Here is a 19,340-nt window from a genome sequence, read left to right on the forward strand (position 1 = left end):
TGCCAAGATTAGCCGCGATTCTTAGTAATTGGCATTGATTGAGATTCACCAGTTTTAAAATCAGCAAATTCGCAAATTGAGTTAAATGGGCAAAACCGACAATGATAGCCGGGATTTGGTGGAAATATTTTACTAAAATTACTGCTTCTTGATTGATATTTTTGTAAATCTAGTTGATGTTGTTTCGCTATATTAGATAACTCAAATTCCAGGGTTGCTAATTCATGATTATTAATAGTAATTAAATCAGACTTTTGACAAATTTCCAAATTATAAAATGAGGCGACAGCGGTTTTGCCAGGATAAAGATAGCGGGCTGCTAATAAATAAACTAAAGCTTGTCGTTTATCAAAGGCAGATTTGCCAGTTTTAAAATCTAAAATATGTAAGGTGCTATCAGACTCGATAAATACACAATCCATCGCTGCATACAAACGAAAACAATAGTTTTCTTGTTCAATCACAATTGGTTTGGGAAATCCTTCATCACCTGGGGTTAATTGGATAATCCGTTTACCCAACAACAAAGGCGATTTGTGATATTTTCGTAAAATTTGTAGTACCCTTTGCTTAACTTGACAAGTGAAGTTACTTAATTTCAGCAACTGGGCAACTTTTTCTACGCCATCAGACTGATTTAACAAATGGTGATGATGATGAAACTCATAAACACCTTTTTGGGCAAGTATGCCAATCCGCTGGGGTGGTGTGGCTTGGGCTAACAAAGCTTTTACTTGTGGTTCATGTTGTCGTGCCTTAATAAATCCTCGCCTCATTTGGCAATGCAAACGTTCTTGCCCTGTGGCTGGGGCAACTAAAGACCAAAGGTGATAACTGGCAAAAGGTCTATCGGGGGTTGACATTGCTCAGGTAGAGTGAGAGAAAATACGGTGGGATACTTGCGGCTACGCACGCTTTGCGGGAAGCTTCCTAATAGTGATAATGATGCAGGGGAGAGAGTGGCAAAATGAGCAACAGTAGCAATTCCAGCAAGATAAAATTTGGTACTGATGGTTGGCGCGGCATTATTGCTGATGATTTTACTTTTCCCAATGTGCGGAAAGTAACCAGAGCAATAGCTAGTTACCTGGAAACTGCCTACAGTAAAGACAGACCAGTCCTGATCGCCTACGATACGCGGTTTTTAGCTGACGAGTTTGCCCGGACATCTGCCGCAGTTCTGGCTGATTTAGGGTGGAATGTGAAAATTACAGATCGGGATTGTCCGACTCCTGTAATTGCCTACAACGCCCGTCATTTGAATTCCGCAGGGGCTTTGATGTTTACTGCTAGTCATAATCCTGCACCTTATTGTGGGATTAAATATATACCCGATTATGCGGGGCCTGCCACACCAGAAATTACTGATACTATTGTGGCAAATATAGAGAGTGCATCTGATGAGTTGCCCGGAAGCAATCCATCAGGTTCAATTTCTACTTTTGATCCGAAGCCCGATTATTTGAATTTTATCTACACTTTACTGGATGTAGAAAAAATCAAAAGCGCGAATTTAAAGGTCAAATATGATGCCCTTTATTCTACCTCTCGCGGTTATTTAGATGAAGTTTTGCAACAATGTGGTTGCCAGTTAGAAAGTTTCCACGATTGGCGGGATGTACTCTTTGGTGGCGGGATGCCGGAACCAAAAGGGGAACAATTAGTTGAATTGGTGGATGCTGTCCGCGCTGATAACGCGGATTTAGGTCTGGCGACAGATGGCGATAGCGATCGCTTTGGTATTGTCGATGAACAAGGTAATGTCCTCACTCCCAATACAGTGCTGTTAGTTCTAGCACGGCATTTAATAAAAAACAAGGGTAAAAGCGGCGCGATTGTGCGGACTGTGGCAACTACCCACTTGTTAGATAATTTTGCGGCTAAGTATGGTCTGCAAATTTATGAAACTGCTGTGGGTTTTAAATACATCGGTGAGAAAATGCGGGAAACCGCTGTTTTGATTGGTGGGGAAGAGTCGGGTGGTTTGAGTATCATTGGCCATATTCCTGAAAAGGATGGCGTTCTTGCCGATATGCTGGTGGCTGAGGCGATCGCTTATGAGGGTAAGCCTCTAAGTCAATTGGTTCAGGAAGCGATCGCAGAAGCTGATGGACCTTTGTATAATAATCGCTTGGATTTACACCTGACCGAGTCTCACAAAAATGCTGTGATTGATGCTTACACCAAAAATCCGCCTTCAGTAGTGGCAGGAATTAAGGTGAAGGAAGTCGGGAGGAAGGATGGGATTAAATTGTATTTAGAAGAGGGTAGCTGGGTGTTGCTGCGTCCTTCTGGTACAGAACCTTTGGTGAGGGTGTATATGGAAACTAACTCACCAGAAAAACTTAGTCAGATTGCTCAATTTATGGAGAGTGAAATTGCTAAGTTAGGTTAATCCATTACCTGATGATTATGTAGAGACGTTTCATGAAACGTCTCTACAATTGCTTAGGAAATTATATTTGAAGTTATGATTTTCAAAATCTTGGCGAATTTATTTATATCTGTAGTTATAGCTGTTTGGGTAATTGCGATCGCACTTATTTCGGTGCAGAATGCTACACCTGTCTCTTTACGGTTTTTGGTTTTTCAATCAATACAAATTCCTTTTGGGTTGGTGTTGGCTTTTTCTGTGGCTGTGGGTTTATTAGGTGTGGCGGTTTTGCAGCCTCTTTGGGGGTTAGGTGCGTCGAAATCTAGGGTTGATGAGGAAGCGGAGTTTTTTATTGATGATGAGGATTTTTAGGAGTTTTCTCACGCAGAGGCGCAGAGGCACAGAGAGGAGGAGAGAATTAGAAGTTGGTGTGTAGAATTATTTCATTAAGAAAGGCATTCTCTCACGAACGAAAACGCTATGAACAATACCTCAAAAACCGATTGGGCTAGAATTGATGCTATGAGTGATGAGGAAATTGATACTTCAGATATTCCTCCTTTGTCAGATGAGTTTTTTGAAAAGGCACAGTTACGAATGCCTAAATCACCTGTAAAAATTATGATTGAACATATTAGATCCAGTAAAATAGATAACGATTTATGGTGAACACTTATGACTAAGTTACTTGAACAAGCGATCGCACAAATAAAGCAACTTCCTGAAACTGAACAAGATATAATTGCTAGACTCATCCTCAAAGCATTAGAAACTAATTTAGTTGAGGAAAATTTATCTATTATTGATGAAAGTGATACTTGGACGGAAGAAGATAAACTTGATATTACATCTTTCTCTTTACAATTAATTTAAATTATGGATAGTGAAGAACTGCGTGGCTTGATTGCAAGAAAAGAAGATGCAAAACTTGATTTTAAAATCGAGTCAAAAGTAATAAATGGTATTAAAGATGATAAAGAATGGGATGAATTTCTCAAAGATATCATATCAATTGCTAATGGAAATATTGGAACAGCCACAGAGACAGGATATCTCATTATTGGTGCTGGAGATAAATTAAAGCTTGACGGAACAAGAGATTTAAAGGATGTTGGTGTAGTAACAATTCAGGAAAAACAAATTCTTGATAAACTTAAATCAGCCTGTGAACCACGTCTTCCAGAAATCAAATGTGACGTAGTATCACTAGATGGTAAAAGGTTATTTATTATTTCTATTCCACCAACTCCATATTTGTACACCCTGACAAAATATTTACAAACACCCAAAAAAGGATATTCACCAAATACAGTTCTTATTAGACGTAAAGATGGAGAGGAGATATATGAAGCTGATGATCACGAGAAAGACATTCTTCGCAAGGAAAAGAAAAATATTACTTCCTTAAATTCTATTATTTCTATTGATTGTTTAGTTGAGGAAGTAAGAAATAAGTGTTGTGATAAAATTCAACATCTATATAGCAAAATAAAATTATTGAATCTTCAGAGTATTGATGTTGACCAACTTTATGTAGATGTCTACTTATTGAAAAAGATTTCTAGCGAGACTTTGGCAACAATTGATGGTCTAGTTAAAAACTCAAATTTGCAAGATGACTTTGACCGCTTTGGATTGGGTCAGCGCCGAGGTAGAATTGATGGATTTGAAGTAGCAAAGAAACGCAGCAAATTAATGATTTTGGGTAAACCAGGTTCAGGTAAAACTACATTTTTAAGACACTTAGCTGTTGCTTGTTGTCAGGGTGAGTTTAAATCTGAGAATATTCCAGTTTTTATTGAACTTAGATCCATCACAAATGCTAGTCATTTCAATCTATTTGACGAAATACATAAAGAATTTGATTTAACAAATCAGGAACAAACAAAGCAAATTCTTAAGCAAGGTAAAGTCTTGATTTTTTTAGATGGACTGGATGAAGTTTCTACTGAATCACGGCGAGATGTTCAAAAACAGATTGATGAATTTTCTCGAAACTCGCTTTATTACAAAAACCATTTGATCATCACTTGTCGGACACAAACGACAGAATATACTTTACAAAATTTCGATTATGTTGAAGTTGCTGATTTTCACCCAGCGCAGGTTGAAAAATTTTCTAGAAATTGGTTTACAACGTTAGCTAACACACATCAGGAAGGTGAAGAAATTACAGCAAAATTCTTAGAAAAACTCAGATTGCCAGAAAATAAGCAAATCGCTGAATTAGCTGTAACTCCTATCCTGCTAAGTTTGACTTGCTGGATTTTTGGTGAGTCTAAAGATTTACCTCCTAAGCGTTCGCAATTATATCAAAGAGGAATAAATCTACTTTTAAAAGAATGGGATAAGAAAAGAGATATTCAGCGAGATTTAGGGAGTGAACGTTACCGTAATTTATCGCTAGGAGATAAACAAAAACTTCTGAGTTATATAGCTTATCTTAAGTTTAATCAAGAACAATATGCTTTATTTAAAGAAAGTGAAATTCAAAAATATATTTCTGAATATCTCAAAGATATTTCAAATAACGATATTCAATCAGTTGTAAAAACTATTGAGGCTCAACATGGCTTATTAATTCAACGAGCGCAGGATATTGACTCTGAGGGTATTTACTCGTTTTCTCATCTGACTTTTCAAGAATATTTTACAGCTAAGTACATTGTTGAAAATAACCAAATTGAGCAATTAGTTAAAGAACATTTGACAGATACTCGCTGGCGAGAAGTGTTTTTATTAACAGCAGAATTGATGGGTGATAATGCAGGTAATTTCTTATCGTTGATGCAAGCAGAATCCCAAAAGTATATTAATACGCCTAAATTGCAAAATTTATTACACTGGGCAGATGAGATAACATCAGGAACAGCAGGAAATATTAAGCCTGTAGGTAAACGTGCAATTGCAATTGCGATCGCAGTTGCAATTGGTTACGCTGAAGCTAACATCATCGCTCACGCAGCTAACGCCATTGGAATTGCCAACGCTATTGGAATTACCAATATCCCTATTTATGCTTATACCAACGCCATCGGAATTGCTTACTATAGCCCTAATGTCAACACCATCAATAAAGATATTGAGACCATGTATGAAATTGAAAAATTAAAAATATTTAATAATGAAGAATTTACTAAACTAGCCGTAAACCTAGAGAAACTTAAATCTGAAATCCCCAATGATGAAAAACAACAGGAAAAATTTAATAAATTTGCAGAAGAACTCCCAACAACTTTGTTAAATGCTTTCAATCTGCCAAGAGAAATGATTTATTCATTTATGGCAGAACTCGAAACACTAAACCATAAATATCTCTATGTTAATAAACTCATAATTGATTGTAAAAGAGCAGCAATCGACGAAGCTTCCCCTCCTTGGTGGCAAGAAATAGAGGAACGAATGTTAAAGCCAACCCTGTAAATCAAGATGAGTGGTTATTATTTGACCATAACTCATCATCTACATTTTACACAAAGACCTGATTCTAGATCATTAGTTTTCGCTAAACAACAATAACATATCTGAAAATAGTCTGTGTGTCCTTCTAAAATTTCTCCGGAATTACAATCATCTTCATAACGAGCTAATCTGACAATTTCTTCAATTAAATTTTGCTTCTTTTCTTGATCCAAATGATCAAAACAATTTTCACGTCTCAAGATGGTAATAACTTCATTTAACATATAACTTCCGCTATGATTTGACATACAATTTACTCCTATTGAAAAATCGAAGATATCATATTATTCTAATTTAGAAATCTTTTTCTTTACAATATGCGGCTTCGATATTTCCAGAGAGTGAGGACATAAAAAAGTGATAAAGCGGACTGCCTCGGAATTGAACCTTTATTTAAAATTAATAAATCTACTGCTCAAAAAATATCCTTTTAATAAAACCTATTATAATGAGAATTATTGCTCGGAGTACCCTCAGAGAATATTGGCAAAAACATCCTGATACAGAACAGCCTTTAAAAGCATGGTTTGATGATGCTTCCCGTGCAAGTTGGCAAAGTCCATCAGATATTAAAGAAGTTTATGCTAATGCCAGTATTATTGCTAATAATCGAGTAGTTTTTAATATTAAAGGTAATAATTATCGTTTAATTATCCATATTCGTTATGAAATTGGCATTATTTTTATTCGCTTTATTGGTACTCATCAAGAATATGATAAAATAGATGCTACAATTGTTTAAGGAGGTTTGATGTTATGAACTTAAAACCAATTAGAACAGAATCAGATTATCAACAGGCATTAAAAGAAATCGAACAAATTTTTGATGCTGAACCTCATACACCAGAATATGAAAAATTAGATATTTTAACGACTTTAGTAGAAGTCTATGAACAACAAAATTATCCTATTGATACTCCATCCCCAATTGCAGCAATATTATATTATTTAGAAAGTCGTAATCAAGGAATTTATAACTTTATTGAAAATTTAAAACATCATGGAGTTAGTGAAGAAATAATTAATATAGCTTTAAATGAAATGAGTCACTGATTATTGATTTTTCGTCTTTGTACCTTTGCAACTTTCTCTAAAACAAAAAAAGCGATTCCTGCCGTAAAAATTCGATACCATTAAAATAGAGAACAAAACCTACCTTTAATTTTTAAACACTATGCAATATCAAAATATAATTACCATCGAACCAGGAAAACGAGGAGGTAAACCTTGTATTCGTGGGATGCGAATTACCGTATATGATGTTTTATCATATCTTGCTTCCGGCATGACTTACGAGGAAATACTTAATGATTTTCCTTATTTAACACAAGAAGATATCTTAGCTTGTCTTAGCTATGCAGCCGATAGAGAAAGACAAATGCTGATGGTGCAAGCATGAAGTTACTATTTGACCATAACCTCTCACCTCGTTTAGTAGATAAACTCGCTGCTATTTACCCCAACTCTCAGCACGTTTTTCTCTTAGGTTTAGATCAAGCAGATGATCGAATTTTGTGGGAGTATGCAAAACAAAATGAATTTATAGTTGTCACTAGAGATGCAGATTTTAATGAATTAAGCATCCTGCGAGGATATCCGCCAAAAGTTATTTGGGTTAGACGTGGTAATTGTTCAACCAACCAGATTGAAGAAATTTTGCGAGTACATTTAGCGGATATCCAAGCCTTTGCTAAAAATTCGGATTTAGGAGTTTTGACACTTTATTAAAGTAACAAAGCATTATATAGAATAGAAAATTAGTACAATAGTTAATAAGCCTTATTTACAGCAGCTTTACAGCAATGACTCAATTAATTGAACAAGCGATCGCAAATTAAATTAGAAACAGGTGCGTTGTCCCAGGGGAGCAACACACCATTAACAATCAATATCTAAAAATTGCCGCTGCCGTTGCCCCATGTGGCATTTCTCCAGATTCAAGAGTATAAACTCTGCCACCATTTAACAGCGTGTGAACGGCAGCACAATCTAACATATCTTCATCATCTGGTTCTGGTTCTGCGTGTAAATCTACAGTTGATGTTTCTGAATCAAATTTTCCCCATGTCTGATCATCTACCGAGACAAACAAAGAATCAACTCTTTGATAGTAAGCTGCTGGGATAATTTCTTTGATATCACTAGTTGCCTTGCCATTATCTTCACCAGCAAATTGTTGATAAAGTTCTATTGCTGCTTTTTTTTCTTCTTGAAAAGAAGGTGCGACAATTCGCCAAGCTTCATCATGTAATTGTTCTAAATTGATAACTTCTGGATTACCATTAATACTTTCTTCTACTAAATGAGGATAGGTATTTGCTTCTTGATAAATTGGGAATAGATACTCTACACCTGCTAATACTAAAGGCGCTTTTTCTTCTCTTAATTTCTCATGCAATGCCGTATCAATAGCATAAAAAAATTGGAGAATATCTTCTTCGTGCTTTTCTCTATCAGAGCTACCTTGTCCATGAACTGAACCGGGATGTTGAGCAGAAGCAGTTGCCCCTCTTGGTGTACCAATTCCGTGCTGTACCCCTTTTTGTAACTCGTCTTCCAGAAGAGTTTCTGCTAAACGATGTGGTATAGTGTTTATTTGAACTTCATGGAAACTATGGGCTGTTCCTGCAAATAATTTCACGTCTTTTTGACTCAAAGCCAAGACGTAGAAACTACCATCATTGTTAATTAAATGCAGCAAGGGCTTGAGGTGAAATTGCTCACCAACAACTACTAATTCAGGAAACTCAATTGGTAAACAATAGTACCGAAATAAATTTGGGGAAATCAAAATTACCAATCCCTGATCTTGGTGTTCCCAGAAATCAACTCTATCCAGTTCCATAGCTGGTTTGAGCAGATTTAATGCTTCTGTGTGGCGTATCCCAGTATCTAAACGTTCCTCGGCTTCTCTAATTAAATTTTTGAAGCGAATGGGGTTTTGTCGAATCTCTGGCCCGGCTTTTTGCATAGGCATATACAGAGATACACATGGGGTTTCAGGATTTGCAACTAAAGTTTTGAGTTCATCAATAGACAATAGTGTCATATTATGATTTATTCCACGTCGATAAATTTGAATAATCTAAATTTATTCAACCTCTATCGTGGTATCGCTGCATCTTTCTTTTGACGAGAAATTACATTTTCTTATTCCTTTCTTTAGATAGAATTGGCATGAGTTGTCAGTCAACCTGTTAATTATCCTGCTTTGGAGATGTGAGGATTAGCTGGTGGTGAGTTGACATCTTTATTCACCAAACCCAAAGTTACTCGTTTCATAATCCAATACAGCCCGAAAAGAATGACAAAGGTAACAGTAATAATCACCAAGGGCTGTTTACCAAAGAGTTCTTCCACACCTTTGGTGAGTATGGCATCTGGTTGAGTAATAAAATCCCAACTGTTAAAACGCAAAAATCTGCCCCAATAAATACCAATAGCAGACAAAGCATGAGTAATTAATTCAACACCAAATATCCATTTACTTTTACCAATGCGGTGCAAATAGTGACCTAAGTTGATGAGGGAAATTACATAAGCTTCAAATCCACCGAGAATTACTACTAGATAAACGGGTATTAATATTAATGTAATTATCCACACTGATGGAATCCGACGGATATCATCTATTAAGTGAATCACATCAGTCAATAAATAAGGCGCATTTGGTAAAAAAGCATAAAAAGCTAGAAATCCTAGCCACCAAACCCAAGAGCGTCCAATTTTAGTGCGAAACAACCAAATACTCAAAGCCAAGGGGATAAAAGCCAGAAATAAGTTCCAAGTCATCCAACGCATATTGCTTTGTAATACTTGGATTACAATGGCTATTAATTCAATTAATTCTGATTTCATACGCAATAAGTTTGATTAATCTATAATCGGTTAATCTGTGCTTTTTTTAGACATCTCCAAAAGTTAAATATGCTTGTTTTGGCATCTTTGTAGAGACATTCTATGGAATATCTCTACTTTATCAGTGATGTCTATTTCTATTGACTACAGTACTCATTGAGTTGATTCCCGAAGGTATCTGATTGTTTACCAGCGGTTGTGGCTGCTACTGTGAGTGTGGAGTCAATATCAGTTCGGGCTTTTTGGATTTTTTGTCTACCATCTGAGGAGGCTTCTGATGTCTTAGCGGTACTCAGAGCCTTAGCTGCTGTGGAAAATCCTTGACTGAGATTATCAAAAACTTTGGCAAAATTGCTTTGAAATTCCTGGAGTTTGGGGTCTGCTAATTTTAGTTCTTGAATCGACTTGGTAACGGTTTGCAAATCTCTGGATAGTTGCAAGCTGGTTGTTACCTGTTTTCCTTTATTGTTATCAATTAGAGATGTTCCTTGATTAACGACTTTAATCAATCGTTGACACTGGGAAACTTTAGTTTCGTTACAACTAGTTAGAAATAAAGCAATACTCAGACTCAGGGAAGTGATAACGGTATTTTTACGCACAAAAAACATTAATATCCAACGGCAATAAAATCTTATTAATAGTACCGAATAATTTAGTAGTTTTGGTGCAATTAAATCATCAATTCGTAATTTCAGTAAAGAAGAGTTTTTGGTCGGATGCAATACAATCGAGGGAGGGAAAACCCATTGGTGTTAACTTAATGTAAAAGCCTTGTAACAACTGGGTTTTATTTGGAAATTCTAGAAGGCTCTGCTTGCTGCGCTATCAATGAGATTAGAGGCAGAGCCTCTGTGGTAGCATTCCTGGTCAGAGACTAGGAACGAGATAATGGTACTTACAACGAAGTGCTATCAATGATAGTAGAGGCAGAGCCTCTGTGGTAACATTCCTAGTCAGAGACTAGGAACGAGATTATACTGTTCACCAATTAATTTGATTTTGTCCGACTACTTATTTTACTAATTACGAATTACCAATCTACTGGTAAACCTAACTGATCTAAGGTTTTTCCATCTTGCAAAAGTGGCTGAATATGGCTGTCTATTTGAATTTGACCAGCAGAGAGGACTAAAGCACGTTGGGTTACTTTTCCTAACCAATGTAGGTCATGGGAGGCAATTAACATGACCTGAACTGGCAATTTTAATAATACTTGGGCTAAATGCCGTCGCCATGAGGGATCAAGTCCGGTGGTTGGCTCATCTAGAATGAGAATTGCTGGGTCTAGGGCTAATATTGATGCTAGGGCTGCTAAACGTCTTTGTCCTCCTGATAGTTCATGGGCTGAACGGTGGGCGTATTCTTCGAGTCCAAAGTCAGCTAATAATTGCAGTGCTTTATCAATTGCTGTTGCTGGTGAGACACCGTAGTTGCGTGGGCCAAAGGTGACATCTTCTAAGATGGTGGGCATAAATAGTTGGTCGTTGGCATCTTGGAAGGTAAAGCCGATTTGCTTCCTGATTTGGGGTAGGGTTTTCGGTTCTACGGGAATGCCGTTGATGAAAATTGAGCCACTTTGAGGATGTTTTAAGCCGATGAGGTTTTCTAGGAGGGTGCTTTTGCCTGAGCCGGTTGCACCCATTAAGGCGACGCGATCGCTTGAATTTAGTTTAAAGGAAATTTCTCGTAATACTGGCTGCTGGTGGGAATAGGCATAGACCAGGTTTTTCACCTCAACTACAGCGGTATGAGGATGAGAGATAGAAGTTTGGGGATGAGATGTTAAAGATGTCAAAATTCACAATTCAAGATTCACAACTGCTCTTTTACTCATATTTTAATTATGAGCAAAACTCTGAAAATAAGAACTGAGAGTTATACAACTAGCGATCGCTCCAGCTGTTAATATTGTAAGACGTTCTTTTGGTCTGAGGGTGGAATCTATGGGTAGTTGCCCATTATAACCACGAGTAACCATTGCGGCGTAAACTCGCTCTGCTCTGTCGAGGGTACGGAGATATAAAGCTCCAATCATAGCAGTACTAGCATAACGTAACCATCCGGCTGCACCATTTAGTCCTCGTAATTGGGCGCTACGTTGCATTCTCCCTACTTCTGAGAGCAATATTTCTAAATATTGCCCAGATAAAAGTAAGTTTTCCTTTAATGGCGCTGGTATGGGTAAGCCTTTGAGGGCGATGCCAAAGCTGTGGGGTGGTAGGGTGAGTAAAAAGCTATTCATGGTAATTAGACAAATTAGCGATCGCATGAGTAGAAAACTAGCTCGTTCCCATCCCAGGGGTAAAGCCATCAATGACAGAAAGATTAATTCTGTACCCAGTAAACCGCCTAATTTGCGTATGGGGACACGTAGTAGCCACATCCACAAAAGAGCGATCGCACCATACACAAGTAAATTAGACCAAGCATGATACTTTAATAAAGCTGCCCCAATCACTATTACTAGAGATAGTTGTAACCGTAAAGGCAAAGAAAGTTTAAGCATTCTTCGGTTTCATAACTTTGGCAATTCCAAAGGCTACCGCAAAGCAAACCGCAGCACCTATCAAACCTGCAATACTAGTCCCGATTTGCTCCAAACCTGCAATACCATAATCAGCAAAGGGTGTTGGTACTTCTACTCTGACTTCCTCTGCTAAATTAATAAAGCCTAAATTTTCCGCTACACTTTCTAAACCATCCGGCCAAGCTGAAGCAAACAGCGACAGCACGCCTGCAACCAGAATAATGCTGACAACGGGTACTAACCAGCCTTTAAATTTTTCTTCCTCCCCTGGTAATAAATCTGGTCTGGCAGTGGCTAGATAAGTCAGCACACCTCCTGTAATCAATCCTTCACCAATACCAATCAAAATATGTACACCCGTCATGGTGGGTAAAACTACGTTGGCTGATGCTGTTCCAGAAAGGGCTAATTGAATGGCACAAGCGATCGCCGAAACCACTACACTCACACCAGCGGCAATCCCAGCTGCTAGGGGTAAACGTCCTTTAGAACCACCAAGTAGTCGTTGTAAGGTTTGAGTTAATCCCCAAGCTACCCAAACACCTATTACTCCGAGGTTAAAAATATTTGCACCCAAGGCAGTAATACCGCCATCAGCGAATAGCACTGCTTGAATAATTAAAACTGTTGCTATACATAACATTCCCGCCCAGGGACTACCCAAAATAATCGCCGCTAAAGCACCTCCGCACAAGTGTCCACTGGTTCCTCCCGCTACGGGGAAATTAATCATTTGGGCTGCAAAAATAAAGGCTGTGGTTAACCCTAGTATGGGAGCGCGACGAATTCCATAAGCTTCTTCCGATCGCCCAAAGGCCACAAATAAAGCTGCCGCACTTGCTAAACTGGTAGCCCCTGCTACTGGAACTGAAATAAATCCATCTGGTATATGCATGAAAATCCCTGTTTTCGTGTTTTCTTTACACTAACTTAAGCAATATAACTACGGTATCAATTTAATAAGAGAACAATATTTTTCCTTCTTTTACAATGCCCTATTGGGGGATATTTTGGTATTACGGAGGGTGGATTTATATTAAAAATAATACTATAGATAATATATTTGTAATATATTTGTTTTTTGAATCGTTAACATTCATAAATCTTTATGACATAATCTCAGATTTCTAACTGCTTCAATAACAGGACTTACACAAAACAGAATGGAAGTAGGGGTAATTCATGAATTACCCCTACGCAAGAATCAGGTTTTGAGTTCAATCTTGCGTAAGTCCTAAATAAATTAAGAATCTCAGTTTTTGGTAATTAAAGCCTGATTTTATGAATCATAATGATAGTTACAAGATAGAATAATTAATAAATCTTCTTCTATCTTGTAGACTAATCTATTGTTCATTTGTAATTCGTCTTGACCAGTAACCTTGCAATTCATATTTTAGTTGTGCTGGGTTACCTATTCCAGAAAAAGGTTCTCTTTGGATATCTTTAATTAATTCCAAGATTTTTTTAAAACTTTGAATCAAGTTAGCAATACTTATTTTATTATAATTCTATCTATTCTTGTGGAGGATGCTAACCAGCAAGTACCCAATAACTACGGACTTCCAAAGCATCTGCATCATCACTTAAATGTAAAGCTTTAACAGTGGCTCTACCAGTTGGTGTTTTACCCACAATTTGTAATCCATCTTCTGTCCAGAAAAAATGCTCACACCAAACTTGAGTACGTGGGTTAAATAATTTAACTATCTCACCTGTTTCTGGATCAATACCTATAACTTTATCACTTTTATATCTATTACAAATAGGACAAACTAACCATAAATTTGATTCATGATGACTACCACTTTTGGCTATAGGAATAATATGTTCAATTTCCAAACGTGCCATTACTAAACGTTGAGGACTCAAACAATAGCCACAACGGTTTTGAGCATCTTTACGAACACGACGTTCTATTTCAACAGGAATGTAAAAACGAGCCATGACTGTTAAGTAATTGTAGCTATTAAACCACGTTCAACAGCCACTTTTAAAGCTTTAGCTTTACGTACTAAACCATGTCTGTAAACTTGCATAAGTTCGTCTAGTTGGCTATTTTCTATATCAGTTAGTTGTCCTTCTTGCTGACGTGCTAAAAGGTCACTAAAAACTTCTTGTTGTTGAGTTTCCATTTGCAAATCGCATAATGACAAAATCTGCTCATCTGGTAGTGATTCTACAGGTAATTCATTGCTGGCGCGGTCAATCCATTCTAGTAATACGTCTTCAAGGTGACGATGGCTAAAAGCAGCGATTTCTTTAGCTTTTTGCACCAGCCTTTCCGGTAGTTTGAGGGTAACAGTTTCGGACATTTTTACAAAATGAAACTTTTACTTCTTATTCTAACTCTATAGAGTCCATATCGTTCGTGAAAAAGATTTGAATTTATAGCTAGATATTGCTGGAAATTCAAATCTTTTTCATCTACTTAATTTTCCCTAACTTGCAATCCTTTACGTTGCTGTATTAACAACCCAATCGCCATTCCAATCCCCACAATAGCCGTAAAGTAGAATAAACCAATCAATCGGATGTATATTGGTGGTGCGATCGCTTCCACTTCGACTTCCTGCGCTACTTTTATCGGTGGAGACTGTTGTTGAGAGTCTGCTGAAGGCATTACTTCTACCTCAATTTTATGAGGTGCGCCATCAAAAAGTTGTGACATCCATCTTAATTTACCTTCTTTGTTGGTAACGCCATTGTAGGCAAAAACTGTTAAATTATCTTCGAGAGCGATCGCTTTAACTAGCAATCTGGCATCCTGGATAGGTTTTCCTGTGGTGCTATCCTTCACCTGTACTCCTAAATTAGCCAGTTTTCCCACAGTCGCGGTTTTATCTCCCTCCAGACTAACTTCCATACCCTGAGATTTTTCAACTGAAGGTGCAATAGTCTCCTTATTATGAGAATGTCCGCTACCATGAGCTTCAGCCACTTCCGCAGTTATATTAATAAACAATAAAGTAACTATAGCCACCACAGTCAACGCACTTAACAACAAACGCACTGACTGCGGTGCAATTTCTCCTTCTTGCAGTTCTTGTTGTCCACCAATCACCCAACCACCTAGCAATCCCAGTGATAATAAAATAGCTACAGTCACAGCAAAATATTTATATTTAACTGGATTTTCCCTCACATTTAAATCTAAATTTTCCTGATAGGGAACAAAAGCATTTGCAACTAAAGGGGAAACATTTACCTTTAATTGATAATGACCACGAATCGGGAAAATTTGCTGAAATTCCAATTTACCATCAGGTACTTCTGCTTCAATTTCCAACAATTTTGTACCTTCAACAATAGGGAAGTCTGTTGTTAATAAAGGATTACGTTGTGGTGTCAGAATTTGTAAATTAATTAAAGCATTTCCTATCGGTTTACTAGCAGCATCCATCGCTTGAAATGTCATTTTAACAGGAGATTGTTCTTTTTCTGTTCCCGCTTCAAAAGGTAAGATTCTTTCCAAAGAAGGATTAGTAGAAAGTTGCACATGGGGCTTAGTCGTTTGGGAAACTCCGACAACAGAATAAAGAATAGACAAGGTAATGCAAACAGCACTGATAAATCCAAACAGGCGATATTTTTTCATCAAACTTTATAGTAAATAAAAAACATGAATTACACAGGCAATAAAACAGTAATAAATCAAATGTCAACTTTCAACTTATAGCGGTATGCATTTGGAGGAAATACATCATAGCCCCTTCATCGCTTGCGGTGAACCAGCGCTGTAGGCGGGTTTCCCACCGTAGGCGACTGGTGTATCCCTTACGGGAGCCGGAGGCATCACCCGAAGGGGGAGGGGGTTGGGGGTTGGGTTCTTGTATCTCACTCAACCGAGAACCGCTATAGTAAGGAGGATGCAAAGATACTTAATTTTCTTAGAACTAAAGCCACTTTTCATACTTGATGCACAATCAATTGTAGGGTGCGTCAGACTTCATAATTCAGCAACAGTCAACAGATTTTTGGCATCTGACGCACCTTATTAATATGTGAGCGGCGTAAGTCCTGTTTCTATCTTTACATCCTCTCAGATAACTTCCAAGTAACAACTTAGACGCGAAAACAGCGTTATTGTCAGAAAATCTGGGAATTATGATTATTTAGTGACAAGACACACCTAATGCATGGTGACGCAGTGAGTGTGCAGTATTATGTGCCGGAGGATAGTTGGAGAAAAGCACAGTCCAGATGATCAAAGAAGATAACATCATATAAAGTGTTACCTGTACAGGCTTGGATAGGGTAGCACCTGCGGTTTTTTGCAATACGGAAGTAAAAGAAAAAGTAGTCATTTTTGACCTCGCATAAATTAGTTTGAGTTTAGGGATTTCCAAAAAATAAATTACCCAAGAATTATATGGTGGGTAAGGGCAAAAAGCACGCCACTATTATCGCTTAAGTTAATAGTCGGTTACGAATTACCGTACTAACATACCCTACAAATTGGAGATTTTTTATTTACAGTCCCTTACTTGAGTTGACTTGGAAAATTATTGACAATGATTTCTAAGCCCTCTATCATACGCAGTAGTAATTGCAAATTATTTGCAATTTAATTCCTGTGCTTACCCTAATTAATCCCATGTTTGACAACTTTACTTTGAGTAAAGATAAACTTTGGAGTCGCCGTCAACTGCTAAAACTAGGTTTAGCAGGTGCTGGTGTGACTGGTGCAGCTACAATTTGGCAAATGCTAAATAGAAGCAATTATGCCAATGTCAGAATACCACCAATGGAAATGGAGGCATCTAAAGGCGCTACCAATCCCATGCAGGTACTACGTAATTTCGATTATGGGACACTTAAACAAGAAAATGGTCGCACAATCCGAGAATTTCAATTAACAGCAGGTACTTCCACAATTCAGCTTAATAGTGCTGTCTCATACAATATTTGGGATTTAAATGGTCGCATTCCAGGGCCAACCTTACGGGCTAAACAAGGGGAACGGGTGCGGGTATTGTTTCTTAATCAAGCCGGACATTCCCATTCTCTCCATTTTCATGGTGTTCATCCCTCAGAAATGGATGGTGTGCGCCCAATAAGTAATAATAAGGCGACAATATACGAATTTGATGCTGAACCCTATGGCGTTCACTTGTATCACTGTCATGTAGCACCAGTAACTCGTCACATTGCTAAGGGTTTGTATGGGATGTTTATTATTGATCCTCCTCAACCCCGTCCCCCGGCTGATGAAATTGTGTTAATCATGTCTGGGTATGATGTGAATGATGATAACCGCAATGAATATTATGCATTTAATGGTGTACCACATCACTATATGCACCATCCAATTCCAATTTATCAAAATCAGTTAATCAGAATCTATGTGCTGAATATTATTGAATTTGACCCGGCTGTGACTTTTCATCTCCACGCCAATTTTTTTAATGTTTATCGTTCAGGGATGACGATGATTCCCAGTGAAAAAACCGATGTTTTAACGATGGGTGTTGCGGAAAGGCATATCTTAGAATTTGCGTTTCGTTATCCCGGTAAGTATATGTTTCATCCTCATCAAGATGTTGTGGCTGAAAATGGATGTATGGGTCAATTTGAAGTCATAGCTGCAAAGGACGTTAAAACGCCTGAAAAGAATACCTGACCTAGTTTTTCAGTTTAGTCATATGTCACTTTTCAGAAGATTTTATATTTTTATAAATAAGCAAAATGTAAGTTTTTATCCTCTAATTTCAATTTTAGGACTTACGCAATAACTCTCTGAAGCTCTTATTTCTCCGTGTCCTCTGCGTCCTCTGTGGTATGCGCTTCGCGCACGTTTCTTCATGATTTTGCGTAAGTCCTGAATTTAAAGCCTAAGTCATTTTTTAGATAAAAAAGCTCAAATATTATGTTGATAAATGCTTCAATTTCTTCAGCTAATCTACTAGGCTTTATTTCATTATTAAGTTATATATTAACCTTATTACCTAGTTCTATCAGAGCAGTTTTTCCACAAATTAAAAAAGCAAAAATTACCATTTGTTTATGGAAATATCGTCGCCAATTAGGTGTTGTTACTTTTGTATTTGCACTAGTTCATACAGTATTAATAGTGAATAAAAGGAATTTAGATCTATTTGATATCCAAACTTATGAAATTTCTTTAGAAGGAACATTGACATTAATTATTTTTGTACTTTTAGCATTTACATCTAATGACTGGAGTGTAAAAAAGATGAAACAAAACTGGCGAAGATTACATAAATTAACTTATATAGCCATGTTTTTATTATTGTGGCACATTCAAGAAAAAATGTCTGGGCAATGGAATATTCTCACCCCTATAGAACTGATTCTAATAACAGTAACTATTGGTTTATTTTGTAGACGAAGATGGTTAGAATATACAAAGGAATATAATCAAAAACAAATAAGTTAAAATATTGAACTTGGATTGTAAACTGGGAATTTTTGAGAGGATAAATAATTATGCTAAAAATATCGCATATTTATAAAATAATTCTGAGTACAGAAGGATGTATTTTCTTCACTTTGCTTATTTTGGTATTGATAAAGTTCAATTTCAATAAAAGTATTTATAGTATAAATTTCAATAATAAAACTATTAATAGTAAAGGGTTGTACGTTTATTCTTTAGCTATTAGTCCAGATGGAAAAACCATAGTTAATGGTAATCTCAATAAAGATATTGATGTCTGGAATTTACAAACTGGTAAAATTATTCATCAACTATGCGGACATAAAAATTCCGTTAATTCTGTCGCTATTAGCCCAAATAATCAAATTATTGCTAGTGGTAGTTGGGATAAAACTATTAAAATTTGGAGTCTAAAAACTGGCAAATTAATTCAGACATTATCTGGACATACAGATGATGTGAAAGCAGTTGCCATTAGCCCAAATAATCAAATTATTGCTAGTGGTAGTTGGGATAAAACTATTAAAATTTGGAGTCTAAAAACTGGAGATACTCTCATCAATCTACCACAATCCGACGGAGTGAGAACCGTTGCTTTTAGTCCAGATGGTAAAATTTTAGCTGGTGGTGGAGAAGGTGGAAAAATAATGCTTTGGTATCTAACAACAGGGAAATTAAAAACCTCATTAGCTGCACATAGAAAACCAATTTAGTCT

Annotated in this window: 25 protein-coding genes; 12 read left to right on the forward strand and 13 right to left on the reverse strand. The window is 37.0% G+C overall.

Annotated features, from left to right (window positions below; all coding sequences use genetic code 11):
- Positions 1-8: 8 nt before the first annotated feature.
- Positions 9-863 (reverse strand): PD-(D/E)XK nuclease family protein, encoded by an 855-nt coding sequence (locus ACOWPH_RS08480; protein WP_015214964.1) that lies wholly within the window; start codon positions 861-863, stop codon positions 9-11.
- Between the two features lie 104 nt (positions 864-967).
- On the opposite strand from ACOWPH_RS08480, the gene ACOWPH_RS08485 reads away from it, so the two are divergent.
- From ACOWPH_RS08485 to ACOWPH_RS08505, 5 genes are all read left to right on the forward strand, one after another.
- The gene (locus tag ACOWPH_RS08485; protein WP_015214965.1) at positions 968-2,395 is read left to right on the forward strand and encodes a phosphoglucomutase/phosphomannomutase family protein; all 1,428 of its coding nucleotides are present in this window, start codon (positions 968-970) and stop codon (positions 2,393-2,395) included.
- 75 nt (positions 2,396-2,470) lie between these two features.
- Entirely contained in the window at positions 2,471-2,746 is a 276-nt protein-coding gene (locus ACOWPH_RS08490; RefSeq protein ID WP_015214966.1) for a lipopolysaccharide assembly protein LapA domain-containing protein, read from the forward strand.
- A gap of 108 nt (positions 2,747-2,854) precedes the next feature.
- Complete coding sequence (locus ACOWPH_RS08495) at positions 2,855-3,043, forward strand: hypothetical protein (protein WP_015214967.1); 189 nt, start codon at positions 2,855-2,857, stop codon at positions 3,041-3,043.
- 6 nt (positions 3,044-3,049) lie between these two features.
- On the forward strand, positions 3,050-3,247 hold the full coding sequence (locus tag ACOWPH_RS08500; protein ID WP_015214968.1) for a hypothetical protein: 198 nt from the start codon (positions 3,050-3,052) through the stop codon (positions 3,245-3,247).
- Positions 3,248-3,250: 3 nt separating this feature from the next.
- Positions 3,251-5,797, forward strand: a complete 2,547-nt coding sequence (locus ACOWPH_RS08505) for an NACHT domain-containing protein (RefSeq protein WP_015214969.1) — start codon at positions 3,251-3,253, stop codon at positions 5,795-5,797.
- A gap of 35 nt (positions 5,798-5,832) precedes the next feature.
- On the opposite strand, the gene ACOWPH_RS08510 is transcribed toward ACOWPH_RS08505, so the two are convergent.
- Positions 5,833-6,084, reverse strand: coding sequence for a hypothetical protein (locus ACOWPH_RS08510; RefSeq protein WP_015214970.1), 252 nt, complete (start codon positions 6,082-6,084; stop codon positions 5,833-5,835).
- 200 nt (positions 6,085-6,284) lie between these two features.
- Here ACOWPH_RS08510 and ACOWPH_RS08515 point away from each other — a divergent pair, with 200 nt between their 5' ends.
- The 4 genes from ACOWPH_RS08515 (at position 6,285) to ACOWPH_RS08530 (ending at position 7,564) form a co-directional block, all read left to right on the forward strand.
- A complete protein-coding gene (locus ACOWPH_RS08515) occupies positions 6,285-6,578 on the forward strand; it encodes a type II toxin-antitoxin system HigB family toxin (RefSeq protein WP_015214971.1) in 294 nt (97 codons plus the stop codon).
- A 14-nt stretch (positions 6,579-6,592) separates the two neighbouring features.
- Entirely contained in the window at positions 6,593-6,889 is a 297-nt protein-coding gene (locus tag ACOWPH_RS08520; RefSeq protein WP_015214972.1) for a helix-turn-helix domain-containing protein, read from the forward strand.
- A 121-nt stretch (positions 6,890-7,010) separates the two neighbouring features.
- Complete coding sequence (locus tag ACOWPH_RS08525) at positions 7,011-7,235, forward strand: DUF433 domain-containing protein (RefSeq protein WP_015214973.1); 225 nt, start codon at positions 7,011-7,013, stop codon at positions 7,233-7,235.
- Positions 7,232-7,564, forward strand: a complete 333-nt coding sequence (locus ACOWPH_RS08530; protein WP_015214974.1) for a DUF5615 family PIN-like protein — start codon at positions 7,232-7,234, stop codon at positions 7,562-7,564. The genes ACOWPH_RS08525 and ACOWPH_RS08530 overlap by 4 nt, the downstream gene beginning before the upstream one ends.
- 157 nt (positions 7,565-7,721) lie before the next feature.
- Here the strand turns inward: ACOWPH_RS08530 and ACOWPH_RS08535 are convergent, their stop codons facing one another.
- From ACOWPH_RS08535 to ACOWPH_RS08585, 11 genes are all read right to left on the reverse strand, one after another.
- A complete protein-coding gene (locus ACOWPH_RS08535; protein ID WP_015214975.1) occupies positions 7,722-8,885 on the reverse strand; it encodes a hypothetical protein in 1,164 nt (387 codons plus the stop codon).
- 152 nt (positions 8,886-9,037) lie between these two features.
- Positions 9,038-9,694, reverse strand: coding sequence for a DUF1361 domain-containing protein (locus tag ACOWPH_RS08540; protein WP_015214976.1), 657 nt, complete (start codon positions 9,692-9,694; stop codon positions 9,038-9,040).
- Between the two features lie 137 nt (positions 9,695-9,831).
- Positions 9,832-10,305, reverse strand: a complete 474-nt coding sequence (locus ACOWPH_RS08545) for a hypothetical protein (protein ID WP_015214977.1) — start codon at positions 10,303-10,305, stop codon at positions 9,832-9,834.
- A 422-nt stretch (positions 10,306-10,727) separates the two neighbouring features.
- The gene (locus ACOWPH_RS08550; RefSeq protein ID WP_015214978.1) at positions 10,728-11,492 is read right to left on the reverse strand and encodes an energy-coupling factor ABC transporter ATP-binding protein; all 765 of its coding nucleotides are present in this window, start codon (positions 11,490-11,492) and stop codon (positions 10,728-10,730) included.
- 42 nt (positions 11,493-11,534) lie between these two features.
- Positions 11,535-12,203, reverse strand: a complete 669-nt coding sequence (locus ACOWPH_RS08555) for an energy-coupling factor transporter transmembrane component T family protein (protein WP_015214979.1) — start codon at positions 12,201-12,203, stop codon at positions 11,535-11,537.
- Positions 12,196-13,119: an energy-coupling factor ABC transporter permease gene (locus ACOWPH_RS08560; protein WP_015214980.1), complete on the reverse strand. Its 924-nt coding sequence runs from the start codon at positions 13,117-13,119 to the stop codon at positions 12,196-12,198. Before ACOWPH_RS08560 ends, ACOWPH_RS08555 begins: the two co-directional genes overlap by 8 nt.
- Before the next feature lie 451 nt (positions 13,120-13,570).
- On the reverse strand, positions 13,571-13,708 hold the full coding sequence (locus ACOWPH_RS08565) for a Txe/YoeB family addiction module toxin (RefSeq protein ID WP_311381424.1): 138 nt from the start codon (positions 13,706-13,708) through the stop codon (positions 13,571-13,573).
- 49 nt (positions 13,709-13,757) lie between these two features.
- Positions 13,758-14,171, reverse strand: a complete 414-nt coding sequence (locus tag ACOWPH_RS08570; RefSeq protein WP_015214981.1) for an HNH endonuclease — start codon at positions 14,169-14,171, stop codon at positions 13,758-13,760.
- Positions 14,172-14,176: 5 nt separating this feature from the next.
- Positions 14,177-14,539: a hypothetical protein gene (locus tag ACOWPH_RS08575; protein ID WP_015214982.1), complete on the reverse strand. Its 363-nt coding sequence runs from the start codon at positions 14,537-14,539 to the stop codon at positions 14,177-14,179.
- Positions 14,540-14,655: 116 nt separating this feature from the next.
- Positions 14,656-15,822 (reverse strand): hypothetical protein, encoded by a 1,167-nt coding sequence (locus ACOWPH_RS08580; RefSeq protein ID WP_015214983.1) that lies wholly within the window; start codon positions 15,820-15,822, stop codon positions 14,656-14,658.
- Between the two features lie 517 nt (positions 15,823-16,339).
- A complete protein-coding gene (locus ACOWPH_RS08585) occupies positions 16,340-16,531 on the reverse strand; it encodes a CbtB domain-containing protein (RefSeq protein ID WP_015214984.1) in 192 nt (63 codons plus the stop codon).
- A gap of 290 nt (positions 16,532-16,821) precedes the next feature.
- Between ACOWPH_RS08585 and ACOWPH_RS08590 the strand changes: the two genes are divergently transcribed.
- The 3 genes from ACOWPH_RS08590 to ACOWPH_RS08600 all read left to right on the forward strand — a co-directional run bounded on the left by ACOWPH_RS08590 (position 16,822) and on the right by ACOWPH_RS08600 (position 19,337).
- A complete protein-coding gene (locus ACOWPH_RS08590; protein ID WP_015214985.1) occupies positions 16,822-17,847 on the forward strand; it encodes a multicopper oxidase domain-containing protein in 1,026 nt (341 codons plus the stop codon).
- A gap of 246 nt (positions 17,848-18,093) precedes the next feature.
- The gene (locus ACOWPH_RS08595; protein ID WP_015214986.1) at positions 18,094-18,624 is read left to right on the forward strand and encodes a ferric reductase-like transmembrane domain-containing protein; all 531 of its coding nucleotides are present in this window, start codon (positions 18,094-18,096) and stop codon (positions 18,622-18,624) included.
- A 50-nt stretch (positions 18,625-18,674) separates the two neighbouring features.
- Positions 18,675-19,337, forward strand: a complete 663-nt coding sequence (locus ACOWPH_RS08600) for a WD40 repeat domain-containing protein (protein WP_052334523.1) — start codon at positions 18,675-18,677, stop codon at positions 19,335-19,337.
- The last annotated feature ends 3 nt before the right edge of the window (positions 19,338-19,340 follow it).

Source organism: Anabaena sp. PCC 7938, assembly GCF_049315035.1.
GTDB classification, from domain to species: domain Bacteria; phylum Cyanobacteriota; class Cyanobacteriia; order Cyanobacteriales; family Nostocaceae; genus Anabaena; species Anabaena cylindrica.

What these genes read in the sequence shown, in the direction of transcription:
- ACOWPH_RS08480 (WP_015214964.1), bottom strand. Translation starts at nt 863, where the DNA reads ATGTCAACCCCCGATAGACCTTTTGCCAGTTATCACCTTTGGTCTTTA.
- ACOWPH_RS08485 (WP_015214965.1), top strand. Translation starts at nt 968, where the DNA reads ATGAGCAACAGTAGCAATTCCAGCAAGATAAAATTTGGTACTGATGGT.
- ACOWPH_RS08490 (WP_015214966.1), top strand. Translation starts at nt 2,471, where the DNA reads ATGATTTTCAAAATCTTGGCGAATTTATTTATATCTGTAGTTATAGCT.
- ACOWPH_RS08495 (WP_015214967.1), top strand. Translation starts at nt 2,855, where the DNA reads ATGAACAATACCTCAAAAACCGATTGGGCTAGAATTGATGCTATGAGT.
- ACOWPH_RS08500 (WP_015214968.1), top strand. Translation starts at nt 3,050, where the DNA reads ATGACTAAGTTACTTGAACAAGCGATCGCACAAATAAAGCAACTTCCT.
- ACOWPH_RS08505 (WP_015214969.1), top strand. Translation starts at nt 3,251, where the DNA reads ATGGATAGTGAAGAACTGCGTGGCTTGATTGCAAGAAAAGAAGATGCA.
- ACOWPH_RS08510 (WP_015214970.1), bottom strand. Translation starts at nt 6,084, where the DNA reads ATGTCAAATCATAGCGGAAGTTATATGTTAAATGAAGTTATTACCATC.
- ACOWPH_RS08515 (WP_015214971.1), top strand. Translation starts at nt 6,285, where the DNA reads ATGAGAATTATTGCTCGGAGTACCCTCAGAGAATATTGGCAAAAACAT.
- ACOWPH_RS08520 (WP_015214972.1), top strand. Translation starts at nt 6,593, where the DNA reads ATGAACTTAAAACCAATTAGAACAGAATCAGATTATCAACAGGCATTA.
- ACOWPH_RS08525 (WP_015214973.1), top strand. Translation starts at nt 7,011, where the DNA reads ATGCAATATCAAAATATAATTACCATCGAACCAGGAAAACGAGGAGGT.
- ACOWPH_RS08530 (WP_015214974.1), top strand. Translation starts at nt 7,232, where the DNA reads ATGAAGTTACTATTTGACCATAACCTCTCACCTCGTTTAGTAGATAAA.
- ACOWPH_RS08535 (WP_015214975.1), bottom strand. Translation starts at nt 8,885, where the DNA reads ATGACACTATTGTCTATTGATGAACTCAAAACTTTAGTTGCAAATCCT.
- ACOWPH_RS08540 (WP_015214976.1), bottom strand. Translation starts at nt 9,694, where the DNA reads ATGAAATCAGAATTAATTGAATTAATAGCCATTGTAATCCAAGTATTA.
- ACOWPH_RS08545 (WP_015214977.1), bottom strand. Translation starts at nt 10,305, where the DNA reads ATGTTTTTTGTGCGTAAAAATACCGTTATCACTTCCCTGAGTCTGAGT.
- ACOWPH_RS08555 (WP_015214979.1), bottom strand. Translation starts at nt 12,203, where the DNA reads ATGCTTAAACTTTCTTTGCCTTTACGGTTACAACTATCTCTAGTAATA.
- ACOWPH_RS08560 (WP_015214980.1), bottom strand. Translation starts at nt 13,119, where the DNA reads ATGCATATACCAGATGGATTTATTTCAGTTCCAGTAGCAGGGGCTACC.
- ACOWPH_RS08570 (WP_015214981.1), bottom strand. Translation starts at nt 14,171, where the DNA reads ATGGCTCGTTTTTACATTCCTGTTGAAATAGAACGTCGTGTTCGTAAA.
- ACOWPH_RS08575 (WP_015214982.1), bottom strand. Translation starts at nt 14,539, where the DNA reads ATGTCCGAAACTGTTACCCTCAAACTACCGGAAAGGCTGGTGCAAAAA.
- ACOWPH_RS08580 (WP_015214983.1), bottom strand. Translation starts at nt 15,822, where the DNA reads ATGAAAAAATATCGCCTGTTTGGATTTATCAGTGCTGTTTGCATTACC.
- ACOWPH_RS08585 (WP_015214984.1), bottom strand. Translation starts at nt 16,531, where the DNA reads ATGACTACTTTTTCTTTTACTTCCGTATTGCAAAAAACCGCAGGTGCT.
- ACOWPH_RS08590 (WP_015214985.1), top strand. Translation starts at nt 16,822, where the DNA reads ATGTTTGACAACTTTACTTTGAGTAAAGATAAACTTTGGAGTCGCCGT.
- ACOWPH_RS08595 (WP_015214986.1), top strand. Translation starts at nt 18,094, where the DNA reads ATGTTGATAAATGCTTCAATTTCTTCAGCTAATCTACTAGGCTTTATT.
- ACOWPH_RS08600 (WP_052334523.1), top strand. Translation starts at nt 18,675, where the DNA reads ATGCTAAAAATATCGCATATTTATAAAATAATTCTGAGTACAGAAGGA.